The 20,786-nt window shown below is 60.5% G+C and carries 19 protein-coding genes; 13 read left to right on the top strand and 6 right to left on the bottom strand.

Annotated features, from left to right (window positions below; all coding sequences use genetic code 11):
* Window positions 1-8: 8 nt before the first annotated feature.
* A complete protein-coding gene (gene prpB / locus ACIOMR_RS03150; protein WP_003214976.1) occupies window positions 9-902 on the bottom strand; it encodes a methylisocitrate lyase in 894 nt (297 codons plus the stop codon).
* Entirely contained in the window at window positions 899-1,612 is a 714-nt protein-coding gene (locus ACIOMR_RS03145) for a GntR family transcriptional regulator (protein WP_008432676.1), read from the bottom strand. Before ACIOMR_RS03145 ends, prpB begins: the two co-directional genes overlap by 4 nt.
* A 272-nt stretch (window positions 1,613-1,884) precedes the next feature.
* On the opposite strand from ACIOMR_RS03145, the gene ACIOMR_RS03140 reads away from it, so the two are divergent.
* The 6 genes from ACIOMR_RS03140 (at window position 1,885) to ACIOMR_RS03115 (ending at window position 7,175) form a co-directional block, all read left to right on the top strand.
* Window positions 1,885-2,418, top strand: a complete 534-nt coding sequence (locus ACIOMR_RS03140) for an ATP-dependent zinc protease (RefSeq protein WP_023659091.1) — start codon at window positions 1,885-1,887, stop codon at window positions 2,416-2,418.
* Between the two features lie 5 nt (window positions 2,419-2,423).
* Window positions 2,424-3,956: an inactive transglutaminase family protein gene (locus tag ACIOMR_RS03135; RefSeq protein WP_008432680.1), complete on the top strand. Its 1,533-nt coding sequence runs from the start codon at window positions 2,424-2,426 to the stop codon at window positions 3,954-3,956.
* Entirely contained in the window at window positions 3,956-4,942 is a 987-nt protein-coding gene (locus ACIOMR_RS03130) for an alpha-L-glutamate ligase-like protein (protein WP_003214969.1), read from the top strand. Before ACIOMR_RS03135 ends, ACIOMR_RS03130 begins: the two co-directional genes overlap by 1 nt.
* 5 nt (window positions 4,943-4,947) lie before the next feature.
* Window positions 4,948-6,288, top strand: coding sequence for an aminodeoxychorismate synthase component I (pabB, locus tag ACIOMR_RS03125; protein WP_401192122.1), 1,341 nt, complete (start codon window positions 4,948-4,950; stop codon window positions 6,286-6,288).
* 228 nt (window positions 6,289-6,516) lie between these two features.
* On the top strand, window positions 6,517-6,819 hold the full coding sequence (locus ACIOMR_RS03120) for a type II toxin-antitoxin system HigB family toxin (RefSeq protein WP_401192215.1): 303 nt from the start codon (window positions 6,517-6,519) through the stop codon (window positions 6,817-6,819).
* Window positions 6,819-7,175: a type II toxin-antitoxin system HigA family antitoxin gene (locus tag ACIOMR_RS03115; RefSeq protein ID WP_087695204.1), complete on the top strand. Its 357-nt coding sequence runs from the start codon at window positions 6,819-6,821 to the stop codon at window positions 7,173-7,175. The genes ACIOMR_RS03120 and ACIOMR_RS03115 overlap by 1 nt, the downstream gene beginning before the upstream one ends.
* A gap of 115 nt (window positions 7,176-7,290) precedes the next feature.
* Here ACIOMR_RS03115 and thrH read toward each other — a convergent pair whose 3' ends face one another.
* Entirely contained in the window at window positions 7,291-7,908 is a 618-nt protein-coding gene (thrH, locus tag ACIOMR_RS03110) for a bifunctional phosphoserine phosphatase/homoserine phosphotransferase ThrH (protein ID WP_010176441.1), read from the bottom strand.
* Between the two features lie 152 nt (window positions 7,909-8,060).
* Between thrH and ACIOMR_RS03105 the strand changes: the two genes are divergently transcribed.
* The 3 genes from ACIOMR_RS03105 to ACIOMR_RS03095 all read left to right on the top strand — a co-directional run bounded on the left by ACIOMR_RS03105 (window position 8,061) and on the right by ACIOMR_RS03095 (window position 11,419).
* Window positions 8,061-8,795 carry a phosphoadenylyl-sulfate reductase gene (locus ACIOMR_RS03105; RefSeq protein ID WP_003214958.1) on the top strand — a complete coding sequence of 245 codons (735 nt, stop codon included), beginning with the start codon at window positions 8,061-8,063 and terminating at the stop codon, window positions 8,793-8,795.
* 352 nt (window positions 8,796-9,147) lie between these two features.
* Window positions 9,148-10,677, top strand: a complete 1,530-nt coding sequence (locus tag ACIOMR_RS03100) for an NCS1 family nucleobase:cation symporter-1 (protein ID WP_178903337.1) — start codon at window positions 9,148-9,150, stop codon at window positions 10,675-10,677.
* Window positions 10,678-10,690: 13 nt separating this feature from the next.
* Window positions 10,691-11,419, top strand: coding sequence for an aspartate/glutamate racemase family protein (locus ACIOMR_RS03095; protein WP_003214954.1), 729 nt, complete (start codon window positions 10,691-10,693; stop codon window positions 11,417-11,419).
* 118 nt (window positions 11,420-11,537) lie between these two features.
* On the opposite strand, the gene ACIOMR_RS03090 is transcribed toward ACIOMR_RS03095, so the two are convergent.
* Window positions 11,538-12,461, bottom strand: coding sequence for a LysR family transcriptional regulator (locus ACIOMR_RS03090; protein ID WP_003214952.1), 924 nt, complete (start codon window positions 12,459-12,461; stop codon window positions 11,538-11,540).
* A gap of 114 nt (window positions 12,462-12,575) precedes the next feature.
* Between ACIOMR_RS03090 and ACIOMR_RS03085 the strand changes: the two genes are divergently transcribed.
* Both ACIOMR_RS03085 and ACIOMR_RS03080 read left to right on the top strand, forming a co-directional pair.
* Window positions 12,576-13,322 (top strand): 3-oxoacyl-ACP reductase family protein, encoded by a 747-nt coding sequence (locus ACIOMR_RS03085; protein WP_401192117.1) that lies wholly within the window; start codon window positions 12,576-12,578, stop codon window positions 13,320-13,322.
* A 120-nt stretch (window positions 13,323-13,442) separates the two neighbouring features.
* The gene (locus ACIOMR_RS03080; protein WP_003214948.1) at window positions 13,443-16,913 is read left to right on the top strand and encodes a PAS domain-containing hybrid sensor histidine kinase/response regulator; all 3,471 of its coding nucleotides are present in this window, start codon (window positions 13,443-13,445) and stop codon (window positions 16,911-16,913) included.
* A 102-nt stretch (window positions 16,914-17,015) separates the two neighbouring features.
* Here ACIOMR_RS03080 and rmuC read toward each other — a convergent pair whose 3' ends face one another.
* Entirely contained in the window at window positions 17,016-18,380 is a 1,365-nt protein-coding gene (rmuC, locus tag ACIOMR_RS03075) for a DNA recombination protein RmuC (protein WP_173406092.1), read from the bottom strand.
* Window positions 18,381-18,555: 175 nt separating this feature from the next.
* Entirely contained in the window at window positions 18,556-18,879 is a 324-nt protein-coding gene (locus tag ACIOMR_RS03070; RefSeq protein ID WP_023659092.1) for a sel1 repeat family protein, read from the bottom strand.
* 846 nt (window positions 18,880-19,725) lie between these two features.
* On the opposite strand from ACIOMR_RS03070, the gene ACIOMR_RS03065 reads away from it, so the two are divergent.
* Both ACIOMR_RS03065 and ACIOMR_RS03060 read left to right on the top strand, forming a co-directional pair.
* Window positions 19,726-19,950, top strand: a complete 225-nt coding sequence (locus ACIOMR_RS03065; protein WP_003214941.1) for a hypothetical protein — start codon at window positions 19,726-19,728, stop codon at window positions 19,948-19,950.
* 265 nt (window positions 19,951-20,215) lie between these two features.
* Entirely contained in the window at window positions 20,216-20,698 is a 483-nt protein-coding gene (locus tag ACIOMR_RS03060; RefSeq protein WP_003214935.1) for a hypothetical protein, read from the top strand.
* Window positions 20,699-20,786 lie beyond the last annotated feature (88 nt).

Here is a 20,786-nt window from a genome sequence, read left to right as displayed (position 1 = left end):
CGCTCGCGTTACTTCTTGGCGGCGAACAGCGCGTCGAGCTTCTGCTCGAAGGTGTGGTAGTCGATGCGATCATAAAGCTCCATGCGGGTTTGCATGGTGTCGATCACGTTCTGCTGGGTGCCGTCGCGACGGATCGCGGTGTAGACGTTCTCGGCCGCCTTGTTCATGGCGCGGAAGGCCGAGAGCGGGTACAGGACGATGGAAACATCCGCAGATTTCAGTTGATCGACGGTATAGAGAGGTGTCGCACCGAATTCGGTGATGTTGGCCAGGATCGGCGCTTTCACGCGAGAGGCGAACAGCTTGTACATCTCAAGCTCAGTGATGGCTTCCGGGAACACCATGTCGGCACCGGCCTCGATGCAGGCGGCGGCACGTTCCAGGGCGGATTCCAAACCTTCCACGGCCAGTGCGTCGGTGCGGGCCATGATCACGAAGCTGTCATCGGTACGCGCATCCACCGCAGCCTTGATGCGGTCGACCATTTCCTGCTGGGACACGATTTCTTTGTTCGGGCGATGGCCGCAACGCTTGGCGCCCACCTGGTCTTCGATATGGATCGCCGCCGCGCCGAACTTGATCATCGACTTGACGGTGCGCGCCACGTTGAACGCGGAGGAGCCGAAACCGGTGTCCACGTCCACCAGCAGCGGCAGGTCGCACACGTCGGTGATGCGGCGCACGTCCGTCAGCACGTCATCCAGGCCGGTGATGCCCAGGTCCGGCACACCGAGGGAGCCGGCAGCCACCCCGCCACCCGACAGGTAGATCGCCTTGAAGCCGGCGCGCTTGGCCAGCAGCGCATGGTTGGCGTTGATCGCGCCGACTACCTGCAACGGGTGCTCGCTGGCAACCGCGTCACGGAAACGCTGGCCTGGAGTGGTGTTGTTATTGGAACTCATGACTCACCTCGTGATTGGGGAGCGCCGTCCGGGAAGTGACGGGCAATGTTGCGTTTGGAGGCGCCGATATGCCGGCGCATCAACAACTCGGCCAGTTCACCGTCGCGATCGGCAATCGCGTCAAGAATGCGGTGATGCTCGGCAAAGGCCTGGCGTGGACGATTGGGGGTGGCGGAGAACTGGATGCGGTACATGCGCACCAACTGATACAGCTCGCCGCACAACATTTGGGTCAGGGTGCGATTACCGGCGCCTTGAATTATCCGGTAATGAAAATCGAAGTCGCCTTCCTGCTGGTAGTAGCCGACACCGGCCTGGAAGGCCGCATCGCGCTCGTGGGTGTGCAACACCTGGCGCAGCTCTTCGATCTCGGCGTCGGTCATGCGCTCGGCGGCCAGGCGGCAGGCCATGCCTTCCAGGGATTCGCGGATTTCGTAGAGTTCGATCAGTTCTTCATGGCTCAACGAGACCACTCGCGCGCCCACATGGGGGATGCGCACCAGCAGGCGCTGGCCTTCCAGGCGATGAATCGCCTCGCGCAGCGGGCCACGGCTGATGCCATAGGTGCGCGCCAGTTCCGGCTCGGAGATCTTGCTGCCGGGGGCGATTTCGCCCTTGACGATGGCGGCCTGGATACGCCGGAAGACGTTCTCGGACATGGTCTGGGAATCGTCTTGGGCCATCACTGGGGTTTCCAGTTGATCCAGCATATTGTCGACACCTTTAAAAGCAATGCCGCAAAAACTAGCCAATCAGCCCCGGATAGTCAAAGAATAAATACACATTGTCGACAATCGTCTAATAACCCGCCTTGCACTCTATCGGGGCATGGCCGGCTGCCAGCGCTGGCGCCAGAAAACCTTCATGTTAGAATGCCGGCCACTTTTGCCTCACATCCCTGGATGAAAAGGCGCACGAGGGAGCTTGCGCAGCAATGCCAGTCGCCTTGAATTGAACATCGCACTGCACCGCGTCAGGATTTATGAGACTCAAGCCCTTCCCCCTTTTGCTTCTACTGTTTATCCCGGGCCTTGGCGTTGCTGCCGAGAAGACCGTTTATGGACTCAATGAATACGCCAAGTTGGCCGGCATTGACCTGGAAGTGGCCGCCAAGCTCGACACCGGCGCCAAGACCGCGTCCTTGAGCGCCCGCGACATCAAGCGCTTCAAGCGCAACGGCGAGTCCTGGGTGCGCTTCTACCTGGCCATCGACACCGCACACTCCCACCCCATCGAGCGTCCCCTGGCCCGCGTGAGCAAGATCAAGCGCCGCGCCGGTGACTACGACCCCGATGAAGACAAGAACTACACCGCCCGTCCAGTCATCGCCCTGGACATCTGCATGGGCACCGCTTTACGCAGTATCGAAGTGAACTTGACTGACCGCAGCGCCTTCCAATACCCGCTGCTGATCGGCTCCGAAGCGCTGAAACGCTTTGATGCGCTGGTCGACCCCAGTCTTAAATACGCGGCGGGCAAACCTGCCTGCGCCTCCGACGCTCATACCGCTGAGTAATTTGAATGCGCTCTCTTAATCTGCACCTGAAAATCCTGATCGCCGTTTTGGTGGTCTTGGGCATTTCGGTCACCGCCTATCAGATTTTCGTGCTGGGGATTCCCGTCACCGAGGACGCCACCGACGACCTGTGGAACATCGACGCCAAGGTCGAGTTCGTCGCCAGCGCCAAGGACCCGGTGAAAATCCAGATGTTCGTGCCGCCCCTGAGCCGCGACTTCGTCAGCCTGAATGAAAGCTTTATCTCGAATAACTACGGCGTCAGCGTCAATCGCCTCGACGGCAACCGCAAGGTCACCTGGTCGGCACGCCGGGCCAAGGGCAACCAGACCCTCTACTACCGCCTGGTGCTGACCAAGCGTTACAGCGGTGAAAAGATCAAGGTCAAGGGCCCGACCTTCCGCGACAGCATCGCCGTCGAAGGCCCGGAAAAAATCGCCGCCGAAGCCCTGCTGGCGCCGATCCGCCAGCACTCGGCCGACGTCGAGACCTTTATCAGCGAAGCCATCAAGCGCACCAACAACCTCAACGACGACAACGTGAAGCTGCTGCTGGCGGGCGACCCGTCGACGCCGCACAAGGCCAAGATCGTCGAGTTGCTGCTGTCCATCGCCCATGTGCCGGTGGAAAAGGTCCACACCATCCGCCTGGTGGCCGACCAGCCGCAAACCCCGGAACTCTGGCTGCGCAGTTTCAATGGCAACGACTGGCTGTACTTCAACCCCGACACCGGCGAGCAAGGCCTGCCGGCCGACCGCCTGCTGTGGTGGACCGGTGATGAAAACCTGATCACCGTCGACGGCGGCAAGAAGGCCATGGTGACCTTCAGCCTCAACAACAGCGAAATGAACGCGATTCGCCTGGCCAAGCTGACGGACGAAAACACCGACGCCAACTTCCTCGAGTACTCGCTGTACGGCCTGCCGCTGCAAACCCAGCAGACCTTCATGATCATGGTGATGATCCCGATTGGCGTGCTGGTGATCCTGATCCTGCGCAACCTGATCGGCCTGCAGACCCTTGGCACGTTTACCCCGGTGCTGATTGCCCTGGCGTTCCGAGAGACACAGCTGGGCTTCGGGATTGTGCTGTTCACCATTATTACGGCGCTGGGGCTGTCGCTTCGGTCTTACCTGGAACACTTGAAGTTGCAGATGCTGCCGAGGCTCTCGGTGGTGCTGACCTTCGTGGTGGTGCTGATCGCCGCCATCAGTCTGTTCAGCCACAAGCTCGGCCTGGAGCGCGGGTTGTCGGTGGCACTGTTCCCGATGGTGATCCTGACCATGACCATCGAACGCCTGTCGATCACCTGGGAAGAACGCGGTGGCGGCCATGCGATGAAAGTCGCGATCGGCACGCTGTTCGCCGCTTCCCTGGCGCACATCATCATGAGCGTGCCGGAACTGATCTACTTCGTATTCACCTTCCCGGCGATCCTGTTGATCCTGGTGGGCTTCATGCTGGCCATGGGTCGTTATCGCGGCTACCGCTTGACCGAACTGGTGCGTTTCAAGGCCTTCCTCAAGGCTGACTCGTAATGTTCGGCTTCTGGAAGACCTGGAAGGCCTTGGAAGCGCGGGGGATCATGGGCATCAACCGGCGAAATGCCGACTACGTGCTCAAGTACAACAAGCGCAGCCTGTATCCGATCGTCGATGACAAGATCATCACCAAGGAACGGGCTATGGCCGCCGGCATCCACGTGCCGGAAATGTACGGGGTCATTTCCACCGAGAAGGAAATCGACAAGCTCGACGAGATCATCGGCGGGCGCAGCGACTTCGTGATCAAGCCGGCCCAGGGCGCCGGTGGTGACGGTATCCTGGTGATCGCCGACCGTTTTGAAGGGCGCTATCGAACGGTCTCCGGCAAGATCATCAGCCATGAAGAAATCGAGCATCAGATTTCCAGCATCCTCACCGGCCTGTATTCCCTCGGCGGCCACCGTGACCGCGCGCTGATCGAATACCGGGTGGTGCCCGACCAGATCTTCAAGAGCATCAGCTACGAAGGCGTACCGGACATCCGCATCATTGTGCTGATGGGCTACCCGGTGATGGCCATGCTGCGCTTGCCCACCCGCCAGTCCGGCGGCAAGGCCAACCTGCACCAGGGCGCGATTGGCGTGGGTGTCGACCTCGCCACCGGCCTGACCCTGCGCGGCACCTGGCTGAACAACATCATCACCAAGCACCCCGACACCACCAATGCGGTGGACGGCGTGCAACTGCCCAACTGGGACGGTTTCATGAAGCTCGCCGCCGGCTGCTACGAGCTGTGCGGCCTGGGCTATATCGGCGTGGACATGGTGCTGGACCAGGAAAAGGGTCCGTTGATCCTGGAACTTAACGCTCGCCCGGGGCTGAACATCCAGATTGCCAACGACTGCGGCCTGACCTTGCGCACCCATGCCGTGGAGGCTCGACTGGAAGAGCTGAAGGCGGCGGGCGTAACGGAAACACCGGAGGAACGGGTTAAGTTTGTGCAGGAAATGTTTGGGCATATTCCGGCGGTCGAGGGATAAACCCAGTGACCTGCTCCGTACACCCGCTGCCCTACCGGGCCAACCCTGCCGAATACTTTGCAGCAATCCGCCATGCGCCCGGCGCGGTGCTGCTGGACAGTGGCCGACCGGCGGCCGAGCGCGGCCGTTATGACCTGCTGAGCGCCTGGCCCGATACGACCCTGGCGGTACTGCCCGGCGAAAACGGCAGCGATTTCCTGCAACGCCTGCGGGAAAACCTGACGTTGCTGGGTGAAGCCACGATCCCCGCGCCCTACGAACTGCCGTTTGCCGGCGGCCTCATCGGCTACCTGAGCTACGACTTCGGTCGCCATCTGGAACAACTGCCGCACCTGGCGGTGGACGACCTGCACCTGCCGGATGCACGCTTTGGCCTGTACGCCTGGGCCTTGATCAGCGATCACCAGGCGCAGACCAGCCAACTGGTGTTCCACCCCAAACTGGCGGAAAGCGAACGGCAACGCCTGATTACCTTGTTCGGTCAGCCGACCATCAGCGCATCGGCCACCTTCAAGCTGCAAGGCCCAATGGCCCCGGACGTGACAGCCGACACCTACAAACACGCAATCGCCCGCATCCAGGATTACATCCAGGCGGGTGACTGCTACCAGGTCAACTTTGCCCAACGCTTCCGTGCCCCGTGCAGTGGCGATCCGTGGGTGGCCTACTGCGCCTTGCGCGAAGCGTGCCCGACGCCGTTTTCCGGGTTCCAGAGCCTGCCGGACGACGGCGCAGTGTTGAGCTTGTCGCCGGAACGCTTCGTCAAAATCAGCCAGCGCCAGGTGGAAACCCGCCCGATCAAGGGCACCCGGCCAAGGGGGGCGACGCCCGAGGAAGATGCAGCCAACGCCGCTGAATTGCTGGCCAGCCCCAAGGATCGTGCCGAAAACCTGATGATCGTCGACCTGCTGCGCAACGACCTGGGCCGCACCTGCCGCACCGGCTCGGTGAGGGTCCCGGAGTTGTTCAGCCTGGAAAGCTATCCAAATGTGCATCATCTGGTCAGCAGCGTGACCGGCGAATTGGCCGACGATAAAGACGCCCTCGACCTGATCGCCGGCAGCTTCCCCGGCGGCTCCATCACCGGCGCACCGAAGATTCGCGCGATGCAGATCATCGACGAGCTGGAGCCGACCCGGCGCGGGTTGTATTGCGGTTCGCTGGTGTATCTGGACGTGCGCGGCGAGATGGACAGCTCCATCGCCATTCGCAGCCTGTTGGTCAAGGATGGTCAGGTGTGCTGCTGGGGCGGCGGCGGGATTGTCGCGGACTCGGAGTGGCAGGCGGAGTATCAGGAGTCGATGACCAAGGTGCGGGTGTTGTTACAAACCTTGGAAAGCCTGTAGCACCCAGCCCCTTCCTGGCTCGCTGACGTAGAGCCACGCAGCGGAAAAGACCTGAATCAGTACCGAAGTAGACGGGGTCGAAGCCGGAGGATAGCGTCCGGTTTCAACCGTCCACCAGCCGTCTGTGAAGGATCACATGAAACGACTGCCTACTTGTCAGGAAAGATTTCTGAGATTGCATCTGCACTCAACCGCACCTATCATCTCCCAAATTGGGAGGTCGCTTCGATGCGGATAATCGCTCTGTCTGCCCTACGAATATTCTGGGAAAACCACCCTGGTTGCATGGATGCCAAAACGCCGCTGGTCGAGCTGTATCGCCATATGGAAAAAGCTGTTTACCCAACCCCTCAGGCCCTCAAGGCAGAGCTAAGGACAGCGAGCATTCTCAAAGGGGGCAGGGTTGTGTTCAACATAGGCGGCAACAAGTATCGAGTGATCATGGCGATCAATTATCAGCGACAGCTTGCGTTCATACGCTTCGTGGGGACCCAAGCGCAGTACGATCAGATCAATGCGGAGACCGTGTGATGAACATCAAACCCATTCATTCCCAGGAAGACCTGACCGCTGCGCTCGCGCGCGTCGAACAGCTATGGGAAGCGGAAATCGGCTCGCCCGAGGGTGACGAGCTGGAAATTCTCGCGATACTTATCGAAAAGTACGAAGCGGAGCATTTCCCAATGCCGCCTTCGGATCCCGTCGAAGCGATTAAATTTCGAATGGAGCAACTAGGCCTGACCGCCCGTGACCTGGAGCCTTTCATAGGTCCGAGCGGGCGGGTTTCCGAAGTGTTGAATCATAAGCGCAAGCTGAGCTTGTCGATGATCAAACGCCTGCATGAAGGCTTGCGCATTCCTTATGAGAGTTTGCTGGCAGGGGTCTAGGCTGTGCAGTGGCCATACCGGCCCCATCGCGGGCAAGCCCGGCTCCCACATGGGAGCGCGGTCAACATGTGGGAGCTGGCTTGCCTGCGATGAGGCGTCAGCCACACCCAATAACTTACAGGCTCAACTGCCGATTCGACGCCTTGATGAACTCTTTCTTCAAATCCTCAAACGTATGCACCGCCGGGAACTGCGGGAACTCGCGAATCACGTTCTCCGGCGCGTGGAACAGAATCCCACGGTCGGCCTCACCCAGCATGGTGGTGTCGTTGTAGGAATCACCGGCGGCAATCACGCGGTAGTACAGGGTCTTGAAGGCCAGCACCGACTGACGCTTGGGATCTTTCTGACGCAGCTGGTAGCTCACCACCCGGTCATTTTCGTCGGTGATCAACCGGTGGCACAGCAAGGTCGGAAAACCCAGTTGGCGCATCAGCGGCTGGGAGAACTCATAGAAGGTGTCAGACAGGATCACCACCTGGAAGCGCTCGCGCAGCCAATTGACGAACTCGATGGCGCCGTCCAGCGGCTTGAGGGTGGCGATCACTTCCTGGATGTCCGAGAGCTTCAGCCCATGCTCATCAAGAATGCGCAGGCGCTGTTTCATCAGCACGTCGTAGTCGGGGATGTCCCGGGTGGTGGCCCGCAAGGATTCAATACCGGTTTTTTCGGCGAAGGCGATCCAGATTTCCGGAACCAGCACCCCTTCCAGGTCGAGACAGGCAATTTCCACAAGACACTCCCATTTAAAGTTATTGAGTTGAGCGAGCAAAAGGACTGCCGAACTCTAGCGATTCACGCTGGCCGCCGCAACGCAGGCGGGATTTTGTTACCATCGCCCCCCTATAGAGCGCTCAGCGCCACTGACCTGTAGGAACCGTCCTGATGAACCAAGCCTTCGACGTCGCTGAACTCGCCGCGACTTACGCCAACAAATCCGCCCAGGACATTCTCAAGCTGGCGTTCAGCCAGTTTGGCGACGACCTGTGGATCTCTTTCAGCGGTGCCGAGGACGTGGTGCTGGTAGACATGGCCTGGAAGCTGAACAAGAACGTCAAGGTGTTCAGCCTCGACACCGGTCGCCTGCACCCGGAGACCTACCGGTTTATCGAGCAGGTGCGTGAGTTCTACAAGATCGACATCGAACTGATCTCGCCGGACCAGAGCAAGCTGGAACCCTTCGTCAAGGAAAAGGGCCTGTTCAGTTTCTACAAGGACGGCCATGGCGAGTGCTGTGGCGTGCGCAAGATCGAACCGCTGCGCCGCAAGCTGTCCGGTGTGAGCGCCTGGGCCACCGGCCAGCGCCGCGACCAGAGCCCCGGCACCCGCAGCCAGGTGGCCGCGCTGGAAATCGATACGGCTTTTTCCACCCCGGAACGCACCCTGTACAAGTTCAACCCGCTGGCGCAGATGACCAGTGAGGAAGTATGGGGTTACATCCGCATGCTGGAGTTGCCGTACAACAGCCTGCACGAGCGCGGTTTTATCAGCATCGGCTGTGAGCCGTGCACCCGTCCGGTACTGCCGAACCAGCACGAACGCGAAGGCCGTTGGTGGTGGGAAGAAGCAACCCAAAAAGAATGCGGGTTGCACGCCGGGAACATCATCAGCAAGGCGTAACGCCTGAGCCAGAATCCTGTACACAGAAATGTCACCATCGGTGCCATTTTTGTGTGCACTTATAAGATCCTGCACCGAAAAGTTACATCCTCCCTCGTCACACCTCTTCTAAAATCCCCGCCCCTCTCTGCGCTACAAAATAAATAGCTGTTCAAACGGTCAATTTATATCGCTTTAAATTCAGTCTGTTATTTCCAATCACGCTAAAAACCAAATCGCCGTGTATTTCACCCGGCGAAAATCTGGCACGCATGTGGCTTAAGGCAAAACACACTTTGTATACAATTAATAAAAAAGATACATACACTTTGACATCAGCCGCTCTCCTGCTGATGTCCAGGAGCCTGCCGGAATGCGTACAAGTCTCTCCAATAACATCGCACTGGATCTGCCCTCCTCCACCCTGAACCCCGAGGCCACGAGCCCCGGCCCGTTGGTCCTCAGCCCGCGCCTGCACAACAAGGACCTGGCGCCTACCAAGGCCGAAGGCCGGCGCTGGGGCCGCTACAGCATCTTTGCCTTGTGGACCAACGATGTGCACAACATCGCCAACTACTCCTTCGCCATCGGCCTGTATGCGCTGGGCCTGGGTGGCTGGCAGATTCTGCTGTCCCTGGGGATCGGCGCGGCGCTGGTGTACTTCTTCATGAACCTGTCGGGCTATATGGGGCAGAAGACCGGCGTACCGTTTCCAGTGATCAGCCGTATCAGTTTTGGCATCCATGGTGCGCAGATCCCGGCACTGATTCGTGCGGTGATCGCGATTGCCTGGTTCGGGATACAGACCTACCTGGCCTCGGTGGTTTTCCGCGTGCTATTGACAGCGGTTCATCCAGGTTTTGCCGACTACGACCACAACTCGATCCTCGGCCTGTCCACCCTGGGCTGGGCGTGTTTTGTGGCGATCTGGTTTGTGCAGCTCGCCATCCTCGCCTATGGGATGGAGATGGTGCGCCGCTATGAAGCCTTCGCCGGGCCGGTGATTCTGCTGACAGTAGCGTCCCTGGCCGGCTGGATGTATTTCCAGGCCGGCGGCCAGATCGCCTGGTCGATCCGCGAGCCGCTGACCGGTGGTGAGATGTGGCGCAATATCTTTGCCGGCGGCGCGCTGTGGCTGGCGATCTACGGCACGCTGATCCTGAATTTCTGCGACTTCGCCCGCTCCTCGCCGTGCCGCAAGACCATCAAGGTCGGTAATTTCTGGGGCCTGCCGGTGAATATCCTGGTGTTCGCGGCCATCACCGTGCTGCTGTGCGGCGGGCAGTTCCACCTCAATGGCCGGGTGATTGAGAGCCCTACGGAAATCATTGCGGCGATACCCAACACATTCTTCCTGGTGCTGGGCTGCCTGGCGTTCCTGATTGTGACCGTGGCGGTGAACATCATGGCCAACTTCGTCGCGCCGGCCTTTGTGCTGAGCAACCTGGCGCCCAAGTACCTGAACTTCCGCCGCGCCGGGCTGATCAGCGCCACCGTGGCGGTGTTGATCCTGCCGTGGAACCTCTACAACAGCCCGCTGGTGATCGTGTATTTCCTCTCGGGGCTGGGCGCACTGCTGGGGCCGTTGTACGGGGTGATCATGGTCGACTACTGGTTGATCCGCAAAAGCCAGGTGGACGTGCCGCAGCTGTATAGCGAAGACCCGAATGGCGCTTATTACTACAGCCGCGGGATCAATTTGCGCGCCGTGGCGGCCTTCATTCCTGCCGCGGTGATCGCCATTCTCCTGGCCCTGCTGCCTGGGTTCGCCCTCGTCTCGCCCTTCTCCTGGCTGATTGGCGCCGGTATTGCAGGGCTGCTGTACCTGCTGTTCGCCAAGCGCCAGCCGTACTACGCCGATGTGAGCGGCGAAAGCATTGCAGTCGATAATATCAGTCATTAAGTAAGGACATTCCATGCGCATCCTTGTGGTCAACGTCAACACCACCGAGTCCATCACCGAGGCCATCGCCAAACAGGCACGGGCGGTGGCGTCCCCCGGCACCGAGATCGTCGGCCTGACTCCGTTTTTCGGTGCCGAATCGGTGGAAGGCAATTTCGAAAGCTACCTGGCGGCCATCGCGGTGATGGACCGGGTGATGGCTTACGACCAGCCGTTCGATGCGGTAATCCAGGCCGGCTACGGCGAACATGGCCGCGAAGGCTTGCAGGAGTTGCTCAACGTGCCGGTGGTGGACATCACCGAAGCGGCCGCCAGCACCGCGATGTTCCTCGGACATGCCTACTCCGTGGTGACGACTCTGGACCGCACCGTGCCGCTGATCGAGGACCGGCTGAAACTGGCCGGCTTATATCAGCGGTGCGCGTCGGTACGGGCCAGCGGCATGGCGGTATTGGAACTGGAGGAAGACCCGCTGCGGGCCATGGAGGCCATCGTGCGCCAGGCTGAATTGGCGATCAGCGAAGACAAGGCCGAAGTGATCTGCCTGGGCTGCGGCGGCATGGCCGGGCTGGATGAGCAGATTCGCTACCGCACGGGTGTGCCGGTGGTGGACGGTGTGACCTCGGCTGTCACCATTGCCGAAGGCCTGGTGCGGTTGGGACTGTCGACCTCGAAGATCCGCACGTATGCGACGCCGAGGCCGAAGAAAGTGATCGGCTGGCCCGGAAAGTTCGGACACTGAAGATCCAGAATGTGGGAGCGGGCTTGCTCGCGAAAGCGGTGGATCAGTCGATACATCGGGTGACTGTCACACCGCCTTCGCGAGCAAGCCCGCTCCCACACTTTGATCCCCACAAGGATCAAATGGCGCTGAACCGCCGCCCCAACTCGCGTTCGACAAACTGCTCCAGGATGAAATCCACAAACGCCCGGGTCTTGCCGGGCAGCAGCTTGTGTTCGGCGTAGTACAGCGAGATGTTGCCGTCGTCGACGTACCAGTCGGGCAGCACTCGCACCAGTTGGCCGCTGTCCAGATACGGCACCGCCATCGGCATGCTGACCAGCGCAATCCCCAGGCCCTGGGCACTGGCGCAGCAGGCAGCGCCCGAGTCGCTCATGGTCATGCGCGGCTTGAGCACCAGCGGGCGTTGTTCGCGCGTGCGGTGGGTGAGTTGCCACGAACGCACGCGGCCGGTTTGCGGTGAGCGGATCAGGATGCCGTTGCACACAGACAAGTCCTCGGGCGCGACCACCCGCTTGCGTTTGGCGAGGTATTCCGGTGAGGCCAGCAGGATCCGGTGCGCCGGCGCCAGCTTGCGCGCAACCACGCCCTGGGGCAGCTCAAAACCACCGCCGATCGCGGCATCGAAGCCCTGGCCGATCAGGTCCACCTGGCGGTTATCAAAATGCCAGTCGGGGTTGATATCAGGAAAGCGCTTTAGAAACTCCCCCAGCAACGGCACCACATAACGGTTGCCGAACACCGTGCCCATGCTCACTTTCAGCGTGCCCACTGGCCGCCCTTCGGCACTGGCCAGGTTAGCCACGGCGTTTTGAATGGTGGTGAGGCTGCCGCTGACTTCTTCGAGGAAGAGCTTGCCGGCCTCAGTCAGCGTCAGGCGCCGGGTACTGCGCTGGAACAGCCTTACACCCAGGCGTGCCTCCAGCTTGGCCACACTTTTGCCCACGGCCGCCGGGGTCAGGCTCAGGTGCCGGGCAGCCTCGGCAAAACTGCCACCTTCGGCGCTGCGCACAAAGCATTCGATACTGCCAAAGCTTTCCATATCGCCCCACTCTAAACTTTTGGTTTACACAGACTATAGCAATCACGGTCTACCGAGGGCGCCATGCGAGGTCGATACTCGACTCCAACCTCAACACACCTTTTGGAGATCGACATGACCACACAGAACCTCAGCGGCAAAGTCGCCTTGATCCAGGGCGGTTCTCGCGGTATCGGCGCCGCCATCGTCAAGCGCCTGGCCGCACAGGGCGCTGCCGTCGCCTTTACCTACGTCAGTTCGGCTGCCAAGGCTGAAGCGTTGCAGAACAGCGTGATCAGCCAAGGCGGCAAAGCCCTGGCGATTCATGCCGACAGCGCCGACGCAGACGCCATCCGCAACGCCGTCAACGCCACCGTCGAAGCGTTCGGGCGCCTGGATATCCTGGTCAACAACGCAGGCGTGCTGGCCGTCGGCCCGCTGGAAGATTTCAAGCTGGAAGACTTCGACCGCACCCTCGCCATCAACGTACGCAGCGTATTTGTCGCCACCCAGGAAGCCGCGCGGCACATGGGCGAAGGTGGCCGCATCATCAACATCGGCAGCACCAATGCCGATCGCATGCCGTTTGCCGGTGGCGGCCCGTACGCCATGAGCAAATCGGCGCTGGTCGGCCTGACCAAAGGCCTGGCCCGCGACCTGGGCCCACGGGGCATCACCATCAATAACGTGCAGCCAGGCCCGGTGGACACCGACATGAACCCGGCAAGCGGTGATTTCGCCGAAAGCCTGATCGGCTTCATGGCCGTGGGCCGTTATGGCCATGTAGAAGAGATCGCCAGTTTCGTCGCCTATCTGGCAGGCCCTGAGGCCGGCTACATCACCGGCGCCAGCCTGACCATCGACGGCGGTTTCGGCGCCTGAACCAACGCTGCGACATCACACCACGCTCCGACCTTGGTCGACACTGACTAACGCCAAGCATCATGCGAGACTGTTCGCCCGGGCCGGGAATGCCCGGGCGTTCTTATGTCTGGAGTTCTCATGACGCTGTCCAGCGGGCTGATCGCCGCCGTTGCCCTGGCCTATATGGCCATTATGTTTGCCATCGCCTTTTACGGTGACCGTCGCCATGCGCCGCTGCCGCCGCGGATGCGTGCCTGGGTGTACAGCCTGTCGCTGGCGGTGTATTGCACCAGTTGGACATTCTTTGGTGCTGTAGGCCAGGCAGCCGAACAGTTGTGGGCGTTTTTACCGATCTACCTGGGACCGGTGCTGCTGTTGGTGCTCGCGCCGTGGGTCCTGCAGAAGATGGTGCTGATCAGCAAGCAGGAAAACATCACCTCCATCGCCGACTTTATCGCCGCCCGTTACGGCAAATCCCAATCCCTGGCGGTGGTGGTGGCGCTGATCTGCCTGGTGGGCGTCCTGCCTTATATAGCCTTGCAACTCAAAGGCATCGTGCTGGGGGTGAACCTGCTGATCGGCGCCAGCGCCGACACTACCGGCACCCGCTCCCAGGACACGGCGCTGATCGTGTCGCTGGTATTGGCGTTGTTCACCATTGTGTTCGGTACCCGCAACCTCGACGCCACGGAACACCACCGCGGCATGGTGCTGGCGATTGCCTTTGAATCGTTGGTCAAGCTGTTCGCGTTTCTCGCCGTCGGTGCGTTTGTGACCTACGGCCTGTACGACGGTTTCGACGATTTGTTCAGCCAGGCGATGCTCGCGCCACGGCTGGAGGAATACTGGAAAGAGACCGTCAACTGGCCCTCGATGGTGGTGCAGACCGGCGTCGCGATGATGGCGATCATCTGCCTGCCCCGGCAGTTCCATGTCACCGTGGTGGAAAATATCGACCCCCAGGACCTGCGGCTGGCCAAGTGGGTGTTCCCGGCCTATCTGATCCTGGCCGCCCTGTTTGTGATCCCGATTGCCCTCGGCGGGAAGATGCTGCTGCCGGGTTCGGTATTGCCGGATTCCTACGTGATCAGCCTGCCGTTGGCCGAAGCCCATCCGGCGCTCGCCGTGCTGGCGTTTATCGGCGGCGCCTCGGCGGCTACGGGCATGGTGATCGTCGCGAGCATCGCCCTGTCGACCATGGTCTCCAACGACATGCTGCTGCCCTGGCTGCTGCGCCGTTCCAGTGCCGAGCGGCCGTTCGAAGTGTTCCGTCACTGGATGCTGTCGGTACGCCGGGTGAGCATTGTCATCATCCTGCTGCTGGCTTACGTCAGTTACCGGCTGCTGGGGTCCTCCGCCAGCCTTGCAACCATTGGCCAGATTGCGTTCGCCGCCGTGACCCAGCTGGCACCGGCGATGCTGGGTGCGCTGTACTGGAAACAGGCCAACCGGCGCGGCGTGTTTGCCGGATTGGCGGCGGGTACGTTCCTGTGGTTCTACACCTTGGTCCTGCCGGTCACCGCGAAAAGTCTGGGCTGGTCGTTCAGCCTTTTCCCGGGCATGACGTGGCTGCATTCGCATCCGCTGGGCTTGTCGGTAACTTCTCTGACGCTGGGCACCGTATTTTCCCTCGCGGGCAACTTCACGTTGTTCGTGTGGGTCTCGATGTTGTCCCGCACGCGGGTGTCGGAGCATTGGCAGGCCGGGCGTTTTATCGGCCAGGAAATCAGCCAGCGGGCCAGCGCTCGCTCGATGCTTTCGGTGCAGATCAACGACTTGCTCAGTCTGGCAGCGCGGTTTGTCGGTGAAGAACGGGCGCACCAGAGTTTTGTGCGCTTCGCCTATCGGCAAGGCAAAGGTTTCAACCCCAACCAGAACGCCGACAATGACTGGATTGCCCACACCGAACGCCTGTTGGCCGGTGTGCTCGGGGCTTCATCGACCCGCGCAGTGGTGAAAGCCGCCATTGAAGGCAGGGAAATGCAGTTGGAGGACGTAGTTCGCATCGCCGACGAAGCGTCGGAAGTACTGCAGTTCAACCGGGCACTGCTGCAAGGCGCCATCGAAAACATCACCCAGGGCATCAGCGTGGTCGACCAGTCCCTGCGGCTGGTGGCGTGGAACCGGCGGTACCTGGAGCTGTTCAATTACCCCGAAGGCCTGATCAGTGTGGGCCGGCCGATAGCCGACATCATTCGCTACAACGCCGAGCGCGGGCTGTGCGGCCCGGGCGAGGCCGAAGTGCACGTGGCGCGCCGCCTGCACTGGATGCGCCAGGGCCGTGCGCATACCTCCGAGCGGCTGTTTCCCAATGGCCGGGTGATCGAACTGATCGGCAACCCGATGCCGGGTGGCGGGTTTGTGATGAGCTTCACCGACATCACCGCGTTCCGCGAAGCCGAGCAGGCGTTGACCGAGGCCAATGAAGGCCTGGAACAGCGGGTGACCGAGCGAACCCACGAACTGTCGCAACTCAACGTCGCGCTGACCGATGCCAAGGGCGTGGCCGAGACCGCCAGCCAGTCGAAAACCCGGTTCCTCGCAGCGGTCAGTCACGACTTGATGCAACCGTTGAACGCCGCAAGATTGTTCTCTGCTGCCCTCTCCCATCAGAACGACGGCATGTCGCCGGATGCCCGGCAGTTGGTGCAGCATCTGGACAGCTCGTTGCGTTCGGCGGAAGACCTGATCAGCGACCTGCTGGATATTTCGCGCCTGGAAAACGGCAAGATCAATCCGCAGCGCCAGCCCTTCGTGCTCAATGAACTGTTCGATACGCTGGGCGCCGAGTTCAAGGCGCTGGCTCAGGAGCAGGGTTTGCGTTTCCGTCTGCGGGGCAGTCGTTTGCGGGTGGACAGTGACATCAAGTTGCTGCGGCGGGTGTTGCAGAACTTCCTCACCAACGCATTCCGGTACGCCGACGGGCCGGTGCTATTGGGTGTGCGGCGCCGTCGCGGCGAGTTGTGCCTGGAAGTGTGGGACCGTGGTCCCGGGATTCCCCAGGACAAGCAAAAAGTCATCTTCGAGGAATTCAAACGCCTGGACAGTCACCAGACCCGTGCCGAGAAAGGCCTGGGACTGGGCCTGGCGATTGCCGATGGCCTGTGCCGCGTGCTCGGGCACCGCTTGAGCGTGCGTTCATGGCCGGGCAAGGGCAGCGTGTTCAGCGTGCGTGTGCCGTTGGCGCGCACTCAGGTCAGCGCGCCTGCCAAGCCGGCGCAGGAAAGCGGCCAGCCGTTGAGCGGAGCACAGGTGCTGTGTGTGGATAACGAAGAAAGCATCCTGATCGGCATGCGCAGTTTGCTCACGCGCTGGGGCTGTGAAGTCTGGACCGCCCGCGATCAGGCGCAATGTGCCGCGTTGCTGGCCGAGGGTGTGCGGCCGCAACTGGCCCTGGTGGATTACCACCTCGACCACGGCGAGACCGGCACCGAGTTGATGGGCTGGCTGCGGGCACAACTGGCAGAGCCGATTCCGGGTGTGGTGATCAGTGCCGACGGGCGGCCGGAGATGGTGGCCCAGGTGCATGCGGCAGGGTTGGATTACCTGGCCAAGCCGGTGAAGCCGGCGGCGTTGCGGGCCTTGTTGAGCCGGCACCTGCCGCTTTAGCTCATGTGGGAGCTGGCTTGCCTGCGATGGCGTTGCCTCGGTGTATGGGGAGGAACGAGGTGTCTGCATCGCAGGCAAGCCAGCTCCCACAGAGCCCGGTGACTATTCTGGCAACTGCGCCACGCCGTCTTCATCGGTCATCGCCCGTTCCAGCAAGTCGGCCGGCAGGCTTTTGCTGGCGCGGGCGCCGAGCAGCTTCAGTTGCTCGGTACGGCTCACCAGATTTCCGCGTCCGTCGGTCAGCTTGTTGCGCGCTGCGCTGTAGGCTTTGTCCAGCTGCTGCAGGCGGTTGCCTACCTCGTCCAGGTCCTGGATAAACAGCACGAACTTGTCGTACAGCCAACCGGCGCGCTCGGCAATTTCCCGGGCGTTCTGGCTTTGCCGTTCCTGTTTCCACAGGCTGTCGATCACCCGCAAGGTGGCCAACAGCGTGGTCGGGCTGACGATCACGATGTTGCGGTCGAAGGCTTCCTGGAACAGGTTCGGCTCGGCTTGAAGCGCCGCCGAAAATGCGGCTTCAATGGGCACGAACAGCAGCACGAAATCCAGGCTGTGCAGGCCTTCCAGACGTTTGTAGTCCTTGCCGGCCAGGCCTTTGACGTGGTTGCGCAAGGACAGTACGTGCTGCTTGAGGGCTGCCTGGCCGATCGCCTGGTCGTCCTCGGCGACGTACTGTTGATAGGCGGTCAGGCTGACCTTGGAGTCCACCACTACCTGCTTGTCCCCCGGCAGCATGATCAACACGTCGGGCTGGAAGCGTTCGCCGTCCGGGCCCTTGAGGTTGACCTGGGTCTGGTACTCGCGGCCCTTTTCCAGACCGGCATGTTCCAGCACCCGCTCCAGGATCAGCTCGCCCCAGTTGCCCTGGGTTTTCTGGCCCTTGAGGGCGCGGGTCAGGTTGGTGGCTTCATCGGACAGGCGCAGGTTCAGCTGTTGCAGGCGCTCCAGCTCCTTGGCCAGGGAAAACCGCTCGCGGGCTTCGCTCTGGTAGCTTTCTTCGACGCGCTTTTCGAACGACTGGATGCGCTCCTTGAGTGGGTCGAGCAATTGGCCGAGGCGCTGCTGGCTGGTTTCGGCGAAGCGTTGCTCGCGCTCGTCGAAGATCTTCCCGGCGAGTTCAGCGAACTGCGCGCGCAGCTCATCACGGGAACCTTGCAGGTCGCTGAGGCGTTGCTGATGGCTTTCCTGTTGCTCGCGCAATTCGGCGCGCAGGGACGCGGACAAGGCATCCAGGCGGCGTAGTTCGGTTTCCTTGGCGGAACGGTCGAGGTTCCAGGCGTGGGCGGCGTCGCGGGCGTTGTCACGGTCGATCTGCAGCAGTTCGACTTCCCGGCGCACGGCGGCCAGATCAGCCTGTTTGGCAGCGTTGGCCTGGCTCAGGTCGCTGATTTCGTCACGGCTGGCGTCCAACTGCGCGGCGAGCCCTTCCTGGGCCAGTTGCGCGGTGGCCAGGCGCTCTTCGAGCAATTCCCAGCCGGCCATTCGCGCGCTCAGTCGGCGCTGAATCTGCCAGCACAGCCCCAACAGCGGCAACCCAGCAGCGGCGAGACCCAGCACAACACTGGTCCAGTCAAAAGCCATAGCGATTCCTGCCGTCACCCGAAAAGAAGAAGGTTAACCAAGCCAGCGCATTGAGGACAGCTCAGTCTTCGATCTGGCCCAGTTCACGCTGGGCGATGCGGTCACCGGCGCGGGCGGCCTGGCGCAGCAGTTCGTGGCCGATACGGCGGTCGCGGGCATTGCCGCACTCGCGGCACATCAACTGGCCCAGACGGCTTTGCGCCACCACCACGCCAGCACGAGCCGGTTGCTTGAGCAAATGCCCTGCAAAATGTTTGACGTTGGGGCTGTGGCCCAGGCGCGGGCTGTCGAGCAACCACAAGGCAACTTTCAGGGAAAAACGCTTGGGTGCGGTAACAACCTGAGGGCTGTCGGTAACAGAAGGTGATACTGAGCGAAACTTCATAAAGCACTGTGGGACAGAACGGAAGGCGCGCCACTCTACTCTTTTTTTCGTACAGGTAAAGCTGAAAAAAGCCTGCACGCCCGTTCTAGAGCAAGCGCTTGGGACAATCCACAGAAGCTGTGGATAACTCAGTGGACAACCGTTTTGTAAGTCCCGCAAAGGCCCATGGAACGGGGGCCGCAGTCAAACTGACGATTTTTTCACCAATAAAAAAAAGCTCGATTTTTCATTGACTTAAATTTTAGTTGCAGGCACCCGGGCGCTTTGCGGGGCGTATGTCAGTTCAGTTACACAGGGCGCCACCAATGTGCACAACTACCCACTTGCCGGTTATATCAACCGGGTTTTTTGCTCAGACAGCGGCTGAGGAATGTTACCGCAGGCCCAGGGCACGAAAAGTTTTTTGCCTAGCACACTTCCTTTCATCGTTTCAATCCGTTACTATCCGCGGCGTTAGTACCAAGCTGAAAGTCAATTCTGGTCGAACAACTCCCTCACGGCACCGCCGACAAAAAGGGATCGACCACCTCGATGGTTTCCAGGTATCACTTGCGACGACACGGCCTTTGAACAATGCAAAGGGTGTCGCGAAGTTTCCATACTCTGAAAGAACCAACCTGCAAATTGATCAGGATCTTCACCCCGGGCCCAGAACCTTTGCCCCTGTTGTGTTGCCTGCCCTCCTAAGTACCTACCTGCCAGCCCAAGCGCGCCAACTTAATAGCGCTTCAAACTGGCTGCTTTGTTCCAGTCGGGTTCTTCGTTCGATCAATGGTGATCAACGTCACTGGAACGTTTTAACGTTGCACGGTTCTTAACCGTGTCATTTGTAGGAACACCAATAATATGTCCACTCAAATCCACACTCAGGATGCCATTCGCACCCTCACCAACGCTTTTGCACCAATGAACTGCCTGATCATGGCCGCTCGCAAAGGCTGCTTCAGCTTTACCCTGGTCAACGAACACGGCATCGCTCGTCACAGCGAACGCCTGTACCCCGATCAATACTCCAGCGCAGAACCGCTGCAGGCCGTGATCGATCGTACTCGCCAGGCACTGGTTGCCTGATCGACCCGAATCGCTGAAACACAAAAACCCCGGTTAAAACCCGGGGTTTTTTATTGCCTGAAATTCAGGCGCGCTAAGTTTAAATTGATATAAACGATATAACTAAATGATGAAAATATTTTAAAAACAGTCCTTTACATCGTAAATATGACACTACACTTCAACTCAAGCGGCATGATCCGCTTCCGGCGGACCTGAGATCCGATTCACCGCTGCCAAGCCCTCGCTCAGGTATCGCCGATTAATTTCATGGATTGAGGCATTTATGGGCATCGCCGCCAGCGAATTGTGTCGTTATGTGATCCGGCCCACCCTGCTTTACCTGGGTCGCCATAACCAGACGGCTGAATCCCTGCTGCTGGGCATCGCCGCCAGCCAGTCGGCGCTCGGCTCAGCCCTGCACGACCGCCGCGGCCATGGCCTCTACAGCATCACCGAGCCGCGCCATCGCGCGCTGTGGGATAACTACCTGGCGCTGGACCCCGAGCGCGCCAGCCTGGTACGCGGACTCGCCAGCCAGCATGCCTTCCTCAGCGGGCCGCAGGTTGAGCTGACGGTCAACCTGCGCTACGCCACCGCCATCGCCTGGCTGCTGGTGGAACAACACCGCCCAAACCTGCCACCGGCCGACGACGTATTGGCGATGGCACGTATCTGGAAAGAAATATTTCACCCTCAAGGCCGGCTCCGGGATTTCACCCAGGCCTGGCAAACCTGTGTTTCACCCATGAATCACGTCGCCTGTTGACCGGGCGATTTGCAAGATTCGGCTAAAAACGTTGATTTTGGTCGGATTGTCCTACAAAACCGCTCTATCTCCTGTGTTTGAGCCTATA

The sequence above is a fragment of the Pseudomonas sp. NPDC087814 genome, from assembly GCF_044742865.1.
Taxonomy (GTDB): domain Bacteria; phylum Pseudomonadota; class Gammaproteobacteria; order Pseudomonadales; family Pseudomonadaceae; genus Aquipseudomonas.
Note: the sequence above shows the minus strand (reverse complement) of the source record. Positions and strands in the feature narration are given on the sequence as shown.

Excerpts from the sequence above, each read along its gene's own strand:
- ACIOMR_RS03060 (WP_003214935.1), top strand. The coding sequence starts at position 20,216 with ATGGGCATCGCCGCCAGCGAATTGTGTCGTTATGTGATCCGGCCCACC.
- ACIOMR_RS03115 (WP_087695204.1), top strand. The coding sequence starts at position 6,819 with ATGAACATCAAACCCATTCATTCCCAGGAAGACCTGACCGCTGCGCTC.
- ACIOMR_RS03085 (WP_401192117.1), top strand. The coding sequence starts at position 12,576 with ATGACCACACAGAACCTCAGCGGCAAAGTCGCCTTGATCCAGGGCGGT.
- ACIOMR_RS03135 (WP_008432680.1), top strand. The coding sequence starts at position 2,424 with ATGCGCTCTCTTAATCTGCACCTGAAAATCCTGATCGCCGTTTTGGTG.
- ACIOMR_RS03140 (WP_023659091.1), top strand. The coding sequence starts at position 1,885 with ATGAGACTCAAGCCCTTCCCCCTTTTGCTTCTACTGTTTATCCCGGGC.
- ACIOMR_RS03100 (WP_178903337.1), top strand. The coding sequence starts at position 9,148 with ATGCGTACAAGTCTCTCCAATAACATCGCACTGGATCTGCCCTCCTCC.
- ACIOMR_RS03070 (WP_023659092.1), bottom strand. The coding sequence starts at position 18,879 with ATGAAGTTTCGCTCAGTATCACCTTCTGTTACCGACAGCCCTCAGGTT.
- ACIOMR_RS03105 (WP_003214958.1), top strand. The coding sequence starts at position 8,061 with ATGAACCAAGCCTTCGACGTCGCTGAACTCGCCGCGACTTACGCCAAC.
- ACIOMR_RS03130 (WP_003214969.1), top strand. The coding sequence starts at position 3,956 with ATGTTCGGCTTCTGGAAGACCTGGAAGGCCTTGGAAGCGCGGGGGATC.
- ACIOMR_RS03120 (WP_401192215.1), top strand. The coding sequence starts at position 6,517 with ATGCGGATAATCGCTCTGTCTGCCCTACGAATATTCTGGGAAAACCAC.
- ACIOMR_RS03090 (WP_003214952.1), bottom strand. The coding sequence starts at position 12,461 with ATGGAAAGCTTTGGCAGTATCGAATGCTTTGTGCGCAGCGCCGAAGGT.
- ACIOMR_RS03145 (WP_008432676.1), bottom strand. The coding sequence starts at position 1,612 with ATGCTGGATCAACTGGAAACCCCAGTGATGGCCCAAGACGATTCCCAG.
- prpB (WP_003214976.1), bottom strand. The coding sequence starts at position 902 with ATGAGTTCCAATAACAACACCACTCCAGGCCAGCGTTTCCGTGACGCG.
- ACIOMR_RS03065 (WP_003214941.1), top strand. The coding sequence starts at position 19,726 with ATGTCCACTCAAATCCACACTCAGGATGCCATTCGCACCCTCACCAAC.
- ACIOMR_RS03095 (WP_003214954.1), top strand. The coding sequence starts at position 10,691 with ATGCGCATCCTTGTGGTCAACGTCAACACCACCGAGTCCATCACCGAG.
- ACIOMR_RS03080 (WP_003214948.1), top strand. The coding sequence starts at position 13,443 with ATGACGCTGTCCAGCGGGCTGATCGCCGCCGTTGCCCTGGCCTATATG.